The 10,380-nt window shown below is 42.0% G+C and carries 5 protein-coding genes and 1 pseudogene; all 6 read right to left on the bottom strand.

Features of this window, described 5'->3' with window-relative positions; genetic code table 11:
* A partial coding sequence (locus HP439_RS15315) for an apiosidase-like domain-containing protein (protein WP_172391211.1) occupies window positions 1-391 on the bottom strand: 391 nt, incomplete at its 3' end.
* A gap of 4 nt (window positions 392-395) precedes the next feature.
* Window positions 396-3,503, bottom strand: coding sequence for a DUF6298 domain-containing protein (locus tag HP439_RS15310; RefSeq protein ID WP_172391210.1), 3,108 nt, complete (start codon window positions 3,501-3,503; stop codon window positions 396-398).
* 320 nt (window positions 3,504-3,823) lie between these two features.
* Window positions 3,824-5,437, bottom strand: coding sequence for a pectate lyase family protein (locus HP439_RS15305; RefSeq protein WP_172391209.1), 1,614 nt, complete (start codon window positions 5,435-5,437; stop codon window positions 3,824-3,826).
* 6 nt (window positions 5,438-5,443) lie between these two features.
* On the bottom strand, window positions 5,444-7,081 hold the full coding sequence (locus tag HP439_RS15300; RefSeq protein WP_172391208.1) for a pectate lyase family protein: 1,638 nt from the start codon (window positions 7,079-7,081) through the stop codon (window positions 5,444-5,446).
* Between the two features lie 357 nt (window positions 7,082-7,438).
* Entirely contained in the window at window positions 7,439-9,466 is a 2,028-nt protein-coding gene (locus HP439_RS15295; protein WP_172391207.1) for a RagB/SusD family nutrient uptake outer membrane protein, read from the bottom strand.
* 23 nt (window positions 9,467-9,489) lie between these two features.
* Window positions 9,490-10,380: pseudogene (locus tag HP439_RS15290) on the bottom strand (hypothetical protein); the annotation flags it as partial.

Here is a 10,380-nt window from a genome sequence, read left to right as displayed (position 1 = left end):
AGTCGACATGATCCCAATAGTCATACTCCATTTCATCCTCTGGATTGTTCCCTTGCGTAATAAGCGGCTGCGAGACATCGTTATTGGTAATAGAGGAGTCTCCGTAAACATTAACTGAAGGCACGGTATGAAGAACCATCGCTTGCACTACATTAAATCCTTTATTACTTCTATCCTCAAGATACATCTCCGCTTCAGCCCGAGTTAACTTATTAAAGAGCAACCATCCTGTATCTCCTAACCAAAAAAAAGGTTTACCATCTTGGGTCAAAAAGCGCCCGTTATCCGACACCTGCAAGCGCCCCAATGGCTCTGCTTCCTTTTTTATTTCGTTACAAGAAAACAAGGCCCCTGCAATAATTAGTGGTAGTAACTTTTTACAAATTTTCATTATATCAGTTTTTAGTTAGCCAAATAATCTCTGGTGCATTCATACTATTCTCAATCGTTGTACGCTCACCAGTTTGGATTTTACCTTTTTTTGTCGTTTCTCCAGTTGCTGGGTCGATGTGATAAATTGTATAACGGCCTTTGTAATTCGACAAATCCAAATCTAATGAACTCGAGTTAGCGTTATAGACAATTACTCCTTGATCCCCGTGAAGCATCCAAATACCATTATTATCGTCAGCTTTCATCCTCGACGCAGCATTTAAAAAACCGCTCTCGGCAATTTTTGGGATAGCAGCCATTGAGCCACTCGCCATGAATACTGCCCACGCCATTTCAGGATAGTTGTCACCGTGATATAACACAGCCTTTTCCGGATACCGATCTCGGTATTCACGTACCGCGCGATAAACCTGCTCCATAGACGTCTTCTTAGGCTTCATTAAACGTGCGTGTTGCCGAGGTGCCAAATTTTGTCCTCCTTTTGGCGCATATACACTTCCATCGGATTGATAGTGCCAATATCGGATATCAATCGCCTGAATAGTGCGTGCACGATCAGCGTCTTGCAAGATCGCATCTTGAACATCTTTTGTCGTACTCAGCGCAATAATCGGATGCCTTCCTGAGTTAGCAGTCCATTCTTTAATTACGTCCAGCCAAAATTGGACAAAATGTAATGGACCAGTATATTCCGCGCCTATCATCTGAATCACGCCAGTATTATCTTTAAAATTCTCTAGACACTGGCGTATATAACCTTTATGTATTTCACGACGAACCTCATTATCAACATTGTAAAATTGCTCCGCAATAAAAAGACGTTTATCACCGGCATAGGGTACAGGTTCCGGGAAACCCACGTTATTGATATTATTGGCCGTTCGCCATGGAAAATCAGTATAATGCGCCCCCGCTTCTAGAATGTTATGTTGGAAATAATTCTGATGGATAAGTACTAATCCCTTCTGATCCGCTATATCAGCAAACGCTTTTAGCCGTCCCCAATAGAACTTATTATATTTTGTTAAATCGTATTTCGATAATCCGTCATATGCAAGTCCCGTTCCACTACGCGCAAAAGGAAGTTCGTAAAACGGAGGCCAAACGTCGCCATCAATCCGACGGACGCGTTCGTGGTCATCACGACGACGATCGTACCAAAGTCCATAATTGTGATCAATACTTAGGATGTTTTCATCTTGCATTCGATCGGCAGTTTCTTGCAGATCATCGGTTAACCCGAGTCCGTGTTCTCCCGGAACGAATCGTGTAATATGTGGACGCATATCCTTTAGAGCATAACTCCGGGCGCTACCATTCCACCATTGCACGTCACTTTTTGCTCCTGTTAACACCCGGTTACCTCGCACTAACCAACCAGAATACACACGCATAGACGGAGCTATTGCAACATCAGCTTCTTTAATTACGGGTAATGTTTCCACATTTCGAATGTTCTTCTTGTTCGTGTCGAAGCTGTTCCTTGTCTCTGCCTGTTCAATAAATTTACGTAAAGTCGGAATCGGTTGATAAGCTAAAGCAGTTAACTTTGCAGCGACCTCTACTGTTGGACTGGAAGAAGCCTCTGTCGGGACAGGTAACAATATTGCACGTTCTTCGGCATCTTCTACTTTTCGATCAGCGAGCTGTTGGTAATATAGACTCCGCGGATTAATGTGTTCGTTCGACTGCTCCCAATAACCGTCACCTTGAAACTGTGCCCAGCTACCAAATGTCCAGTTTTGCGCTGTCTGTGGCCGAAAGCTCTCTATTAAGCTCGCCGAACATTGCCAAAACACGCTATTGGCAGCGGACCAACCGGCACCTTGCCCGTCTTGTCCTCTATTTTTAAAACTTAAGGCTTGTCCGTCGATATCAACAATATCAAATAGCGCTCCAGACGCCCAGCTGTCAATGGCGCCGCTAAAGCTATGGGCACCGATAGCCTGACATTGCAAAAACACATTCGGTCCACTAGCTAGATAACCTACAGAAAAATCGTGATAGCCCTCTTCGGCGTAAAGACGTTGAAACAATGTTTGCTGTCCTTTAGTGTAGAACGTATATCTTCGTTCGCCGCCTACCTCAGAGATTGGAGCTATCGAGACACAATCTTCGACCGTCAACTTAGATGCGCTAGGTAAGACATACACCGCAGAGCCTGCAAAATGCTTAAATGTCATCGACCGTACCCACACATTACTTGCGTTCTCAATTGTAATGGCCATCCATCGATGATCCTCATCCTTGCGGTTGGTGGAATCAAATGCGGATTCCAATTTTATATTTTCAATTCCGACTTCTTGAACGCGACCCTGCCATGTATATTTTTCTACCGTTCCGCCGCCAAATTTCGGATCCAATGCCGTAGTAATAGGGGCATCAATCCAAATAGTATTCCCGTCTATCCTTAAAATCTCTCTTAACCAATACACATCGCGGCGCCCTGGTTTCCAACCGAGATAAGTGATGCCCCCGCCAAAATGAGAGGCTCCTAGACTATCAATCCAGGCTTGCGTCGACGGTCTTTTAATACGAATCTTGTCGCCGACCTTAAATTCAGCCCCCCGTTCTACGGGAATCGCCATCGATCCAACCGGTACGTAAGAACTTTTTACATTCTGGACATCCGTATAGATAGGGTCATTAATACCGCAAATCTGAATTAAGGTTTCTCGGGTTGTACCCAAACCTAAAATTCTTGTCCCCTTATCTCCAAACCCACTCCCTCTTAATACGACACCTGAAGTATGTAATCTGATCGTCCCAAGCACTCCATAGTCCCCCTCGCCTAGCAAGACTGCTCCACGCAAACCATTTTTATTAACAGGTAGTTTAGAGACATAGTCAATTGCACGTTGAATGCGAGTGGTAGCATCGCCGGATTTCGCAGGCACATAGATTTCGACTTCTGCAGCCGGAATTGATTTATCTCCCCCTTGATACCCAGCGTAAGAAAAATCCAAAACCCGGTCTCCGTTTGGCGACTTCTGGTAGGACAGTTCACCTGTTTCGTTCAAAACAATCGGTGATTGACCTTCCTGTCCGTGAACCGACAACGCAACAAATACCAAAATGGCCCAAATCAATTGCCATTTACGAATATTCAAACATATATGATAAAAAAACGTATACAAAATCCTATATTAGATTATTAGGTTTATAATGTGATATATCTAAAGCTTATTTATTCGCCCCTTTAATTAGGACGATATCGAACGTATATTCTTGATATATCTAACAATACAAACATAAATAAAAACAAAAGCAGATAGTTATATTATTTTCTCTAGCTATTCCAACATATTTGCATCACAATCCCATTAAAAGGCCATAAAACAAATAACATTGTACATTATTGTACAAAAAAAGAGCTGTTATTGCAACAGCTCTCGAAACTAACCAACATAAACATATGCACTGCTGCAAACTAAATAGGCTTCACTTTCTTTACAGGTACAACACTATTTAAGTAATTTTCGATATGTGCGTAACCCGTTTCACTGATTTGCGCCGCATCGGAAGAATCTTTGGGATTTAAGCCATTGGAGCGTTCATAGTCGTCAGGGAGACCATCGTTATCTGCATCTTTATAAGGTACTCCTTTATATTCAGGATATCCTCCGACCTGATCAATATCGGAGATTATTCCTTTTTTATAGGAATCTACAGGTAAGCGGCGCTTTACATAGGGAGACTGGAAAATTTCTTTCTTTGGCTCCGAGTAAAAGACCTTACCTGTTGTTACTTGTTTAACAATTCGTTTATCGACCTCGTCCCGCGTGGGAAGTATTGCTCCGACATTCTCTAGCACGTAACGATAAGACTCCTGTGCGCTCATAATTTTGCCAAAATTAGACAACGGGAACGGCTTGTCTACACGGATCTCAGTCAATACAGAAAGTTCTGCCTCTGGCTGAACGCCACCATCCCAATTATCTTCAGTTACTTTAGCATTTCCTTCAACAATATTACCGTGAACATAGGCCTTACCAAAGGTATGTTCGTGTTCTTTATCTCGCCCACTCTCCGGTTTTAAGATACGATAAGATATTGGTTCACCCACCGGTGTAATCGGTCCTGGTTTATAATAATTGTTTATAAAATTATATAGCGATCGATGATCACCACCATCCGCCGTTCTGTTCCACCAATTCCAAACCACGTTATTTACAAAACCGAAATCGCCATACATACCAACAGATGGATTTCTACTGATATTTGACGCCCATAGATTTCTCATAAACGTACTATTAAGTCCGCCTATCGTACTTCCAAAAGCGTGATTATAAGTATCCAATGCCTCTGAAAAAATTGAATTCTGAATAGTAATATTGACAGTAGGTAGTTTCAAATTTTTGCCATCTCGGTCATAAACATGGCGGTACATCGACATATTCTCATCAAGCCCCCAGCTAGCGGAAACATGATCAATAATAATGTTGCCTATTCCATTCCCCCCAAGTGCATCGTCCCTTCGCGTCACCTCCGTTTTGCCTCGTCTAAAACGCATAAAACGTACAACTACATCATGTGTATCGATAAGAAAAGACTCCCCAGCAACACATACACCATCCCCTGGAGCAGTTTGGCCTGCGATCGTGATATATGGTGCCCTTATATTAATTGGAGTCTGCAGCTCAATAATTCCTGCCACATTGAACACAACAATTCGTGCACCTCCCGACTCACAGGCTTCTCGTAGAGTACCCGGACCGGAATCCGCTAAACTAGTTACCACCATAACCTTGCCACCTCGACCACCTGCAGTAAAAGCTCCACCCCCTTCGGCACCAGGGAACGCTAAAATCGTTGCTTGAGGCAGATCCTCGGGCTTTGAAGCATTAGGAATAAAAGGTTTCCCTTCTTGCGTAATTACCTGCTGTGCTTTTTGCCAAGCTTTTTCTGCACGCAAATCCTCTAGCTGCATTTTACGCGCAGCAATAGCTTCAATAGAGTCCGGTACCACTGGATATTGCGCCATGGAAAGAAAAGGTAGCCCCAGCAGGACCAGAATAAGCATATTCTTTAATGTATCCCGCATAACTAACTATTTTGATCCTATATTATTTAAAAAGACCTCGATATTCGCATATCCTGAGTCGCCTATTTTTGCCGAGTCACCACCATCTTTTGGATTCAATCCCATTTTTAGCTCCGCTTGATCAGGAATCCCATCATTATCTGAATCTTTATAACTTTTACCTTCATACTTAGGGTAACCGCCCACCTGACTTATGTCCGTGATGATGCCTATTTTATAGGAATCTTTTGCCAACCGACGATGCTCAAAATCTTTCTCGGGCAATTTCACATTTTCAAGAGGCCTAGGTTTTCCTTCTTTAACCTCTCTGACAATACGTGTATCAACAGGATCACGTTTTGGTAATGTAGCTCCCGCATTTGCTAGTACATAGTCATAAGATTCTTCTGCCGACATTATTTTAAACTCTGCGTGAGGAAATGGTTTATTAGCTTTCATCGCAGCAAAATACGGAGTAGCATCTTCAAATGCCATTTCATTACCTTCCTTGTTCTCAACCTGAATCCCTCCGTTCCAATTGTCGGAAGACACCTTCTCGTTTCCATGGACTATATTTCCTTCAACATATGCACGTCCAAAAACAACATACGGCAACTTGCTTCTACCGGATTCCGGCTTTAAAATACGATAGCTAATTGGCTTCCCTTCTGGTGTCGCCGGACCTGGTTTAAAATAATTATTAAAAATATTATACGTGGCCTTGTAGTCTCCTCCATCAATGGCTCGGTGTACCCAGTTATATATGACATTATTAGCAAAATTAAACACACCATTCCAGCCGATTGATGGGTTTCTTGCCGCGTTATTCGCCCACAAATTGCGCATAAACGTACAATTCTCACCTCCTAGTGTACTTCCGAACGCGTGGTTCCAAGTATCTAGTGCCTCTGAAAAAATGGAATTCTGAATGGTAATGTTTACTGTTCCAAGCTTCTCTTCTGTCTTACCGGTACTATCATTATACATATGACGATACATCGACATATTTTCATCTAAACCCCAACTAGCAGAGACATGATCGATCATAATATTCCCGATAGGATTCCCCCCAATCGCATCATCACGTCGACCAACGTAAGTTTCTCCCCGACGAAAACGCATGTGACGAATTAATACATCATGGGTATTTATCCATACAGATTCTCCGGCAACGCATACACCGTCACCTGGAGCAGATTGACCGGCAATTGTTATGTACGGTGCCCGTATTATTAAAGGTGTTTTCAGCCGAATTATACCCGCAACATTAAAAACAATTATCCTTGGGCCGCCTTGTTCACAGGCTTCTCTTAACGTACCAGGACCAGAATCCTGCAGGCTTGTTACCACAATCACTTTTCCCCCTCTACCGCCAAAGCTGTATTTCCCGCCACCTTCAGCACCTGGAAACGCCGGGATTTCCGCCTGGGGAAGATCGCTTGGACGTGATGCCCAAGGGATATATGGTTTACCTTGTTTCGCATACTCATCAATCACCGGAAGTGCTTTCCCCCAGGCAATATCTGATTGCGTACGAGCCTGCTCCATCATCTCATTGGAGGCCTTCTGAACGTCTTGTGGTATCTTAGGATATTGTGCCTTTACCAATTGGAAGGAAAACAATCCTGCGCACAACAGGATACCATTTACAAATTTGTTAATCATCTCTTTTCTTATTAAAACGTCTAGTCTTTATAGGGAGCCAAGTCACTCCTCGGATCGTGTCCCAACGCTTATTATTATTAAATTATGGTACTTGTATTAGGATTATATCGTACAATATTTATAATCGATATTCAAATCTAAAAAGATAAACACAGAATAATTTATATTATTTTCCCGAAGTAGTATAGCATATTATCCAGAAGCGTAACTATATTATTACCTTATTTTATATTTTGAAAAATGGCAACCGTTATTAAAACAAATTATTTTACTAACACGCTTTTATTTCGATAAAAAATCCCCGACATAAATACTATGCCGAGGATTCCAACTCCAAAAAACTAAACTAAAATAATCTTATAATAATGGGTCAAATGTACCCGAACCGTTCAAACTGTTCCATCCTTTTGTTTGCTCGAGGTAAGGCGAATTGTCCAAAACGTCCTGGTGAATCCCGAAATAGTAATACTCTGGATACCACTTGAATGTCCAGTTTGGCGACACGTTTGTACGGTCGAGATCATCTCGTACGGTTACGACAAAATGGTTTTCATATAAATAATCGACATATTCTTCATAATTATCAACTCCCGCCGGATAATCGTTGGAATTTCTATCCAAAACAGGCGCTCCCGATCCACTCACAAGCAAAGGGTCATTGCTGCCAAAATATTCGTTACCGTTCGCCGCTTTTACGGTAATTCTATAACCCGTTCTACGCGTACCATTCAATTGAGGAATACCTAATCGTGAATTCATCCCCGTAGAATTATCAAAAAGCATCCAGCGGCGCAGGTCATAAAAGCGTTTACCTTCATAGGCAAACTCTACTTTTCGCTCATCTAGAATTGCTTTAAACATTTTGTTGCGGTCACCTGCTACATTTGCCAACCCATATGAACCATCCAAATTTTCTATTCCGGCGCGTTCTCTGATCGACCTTAACCCTTCCATTCCTTCACTTAAACGGTTAATACCTACTGCACTCTCAGCGAGATTCAACACAACCTCAGCAAATCGTAGCTCCATAAAATCGGTGCCACTTTCTTCGAAGTTATTAATGGAATTATTAGCTTGTAAGTTAGAAACCTTGCGTATGTAAATACCACTAGCGTTTGCCCCCTTGGTCTCTGTCGAAGTATAAGCGGTACCGGCATCGGAATTTTTCTTCCAAGAATATGTCCAAACTTTGAAATTTGGATCACCGTTAAAAGGCCAAATCGAACCATTATACGCAAACGATTTGTAAAATCTAGGGTCTCTATTCTTGTAGAACTTATTTGCATCGTACGTATAAGCCGAGCTTCCATCATCAATTGCTTTACCATCCTTCATCGGAAATGATTCCACAATTTGACGAGTTGGTGAAACAGAACCGCCACCATTGATCTCTCTTGGACGAATAGCCTGTTCCCATCCGTTATTCTTTGTGAAATTACCTCCTGCATCAAAATTATTGAATCCGAAAACTAAAACGGCCTCTGGGTTACCAACCTCTTTAAACCACATGTTACCCCACGCCTCACCGTTTTCGAGATTGCCTTCTCTAAACAATCCAAAACCATTTGATTCCAAAAGTTCCTTTGCAGCTTTATTAGCGTCGTAAGCCTTTTGCCATCTTTCGGTGTTGTCATTAGGATTAAAAATTGGACTTGCCCACGTCAAATAGACACGTCCTTTCAATGCAGCTGCGGCTCCACTCGTAATTCGTCCCCAATTTGCGTCATCCCATTTTCCGGGAAGCAACGCCATGGCTTGATCCAAGTCCGCAGCGATTTGTGCAATACACTCTGAAGTTGAGCTACGCGGTGTGGAGTTTTCCTCGATATCTCCCACAGCCGGACTCTGGGGAGCAAGCACAAGTGGCACTCCTCCATACATTCTCACCATTTCAAAATATTGCCAAGCTCTCCAAAAGTATAACTGCCCTTTTAACAAATTCTTGACGCTCTCATCCATCCCATACTTGTCAACTTCTGTAAGAAAAAGATTAATTTGGCGTAATCGTGTCCATGTATTATTATTAATATTCGTACTCATCCGCTGGCCGAAGTACTTATTTGCATGATTGTTAATATTGGAAATAGATGCCCACTCCTTATTAAAATCAGTCTCTCCGGCTAATTCATCAGTTGTTTGCGTAAATACGGTATTGTAACGACCATTTTCTGAAGTCGTTTGGGTTTCCAAAAAGCCACTACCATTATCTGCTGGCAAGAACATTCCATAGATGTAGTCAACATATGCCTGTCCTAGAATAGGGTCTTGGAACACTTCCTCATTTACCCCGGTTAGATCACGCTTTTCCTCAAGGAAATCATCCTTACAGCTCACATTCACGATAAGCAGCGCCACCATTAATTTTATATATATATGCTTTTTCATGTTAATCCTAGTTAGTCAACGTTTTATAAAGTCAGATTCAATCCGAATGAAAAGGTTCTTAGATTAGGGAAAGAGTCCCATGATGTTCCGTACGTATCTTTATAACTGAATGCTTGATATAATCCGAATGGATTCAATGCCGTGACATACACACGCGCATTCGCTACTTTCATTCTTTCGACTAGACTTTTAGGTAGGGTATATCCAAGATTCATGCTCGCAACACGCATACGAAAAGAACTAACTTCCCAAAAACGTGAACTAACGTCATAAATATCTTCCCAATGTGGATTCGGCATGGTACCAGTTGGATTAAGTTCAGGATCATAAATATCACCCCAAATTACTGGGAGATTATTATATACGCGCGTAATATCGTTGTTCATTTTCTTTCGTTCGGACGAACTAATCTCTGAATAGCCACCAAAGCTTCCAGCGATTACCGTCTCAAATGAGATATTTTTATAACCGGCACGCAATGTAAGTCCGAATCCATAATGGTTTTCTTCTGTATCGCTTAATTTAACCTGATCGAATTCATCAATTTTACCATCGGGTCCCTCGAATGTTCCGTCTGGGCGCAACGGGCCGCGGACATCGCGATAATATAACATTCCAGGGCGAAGTTGATTTGCTGGCGTATCGAACACGGATGTAATACCATACTGCTCAACATACGTATCAACATCTTGTTGTGTTTTAAACATCCCAATATAGTCGTAACCCCACATCCCAAGATCACTCGACTCTCCGTTTCTTTCATTCCAAGGATACATCACTGACACAGGATCCAAATCTTTGTAAACGATCTTCATATCTGACCAATTTAAACGTCCTGAGACACCGTAATTAAAATCAGTGCCAATTTTATCATTCCAACCTAAACTAATCTCGTACCCATAGGTATCTAACTT

It is taken from the genome of Sphingobacterium shayense, assembly GCF_013179575.1.
Taxonomy (GTDB): Bacteria; Bacteroidota; Bacteroidia; order Sphingobacteriales; family Sphingobacteriaceae; genus Sphingobacterium; species Sphingobacterium shayense.
Note: the sequence above shows the minus strand (reverse complement) of the source record. Positions and strands in the feature narration are given on the sequence as shown.

Bases quoted from the DNA above. Each gene is read 5' to 3' on its own strand.
- HP439_RS15305 (WP_172391209.1), bottom strand. From the start codon at position 5,437: ATGCGGGATACATTAAAGAATATGCTTATTCTGGTCCTGCTGGGGCTA.
- HP439_RS15295 (WP_172391207.1), bottom strand. From the start codon at position 9,466: ATGAAAAAGCATATATATATAAAATTAATGGTGGCGCTGCTTATCGTG.
- HP439_RS15300 (WP_172391208.1), bottom strand. From the start codon at position 7,081: ATGATTAACAAATTTGTAAATGGTATCCTGTTGTGCGCAGGATTGTTT.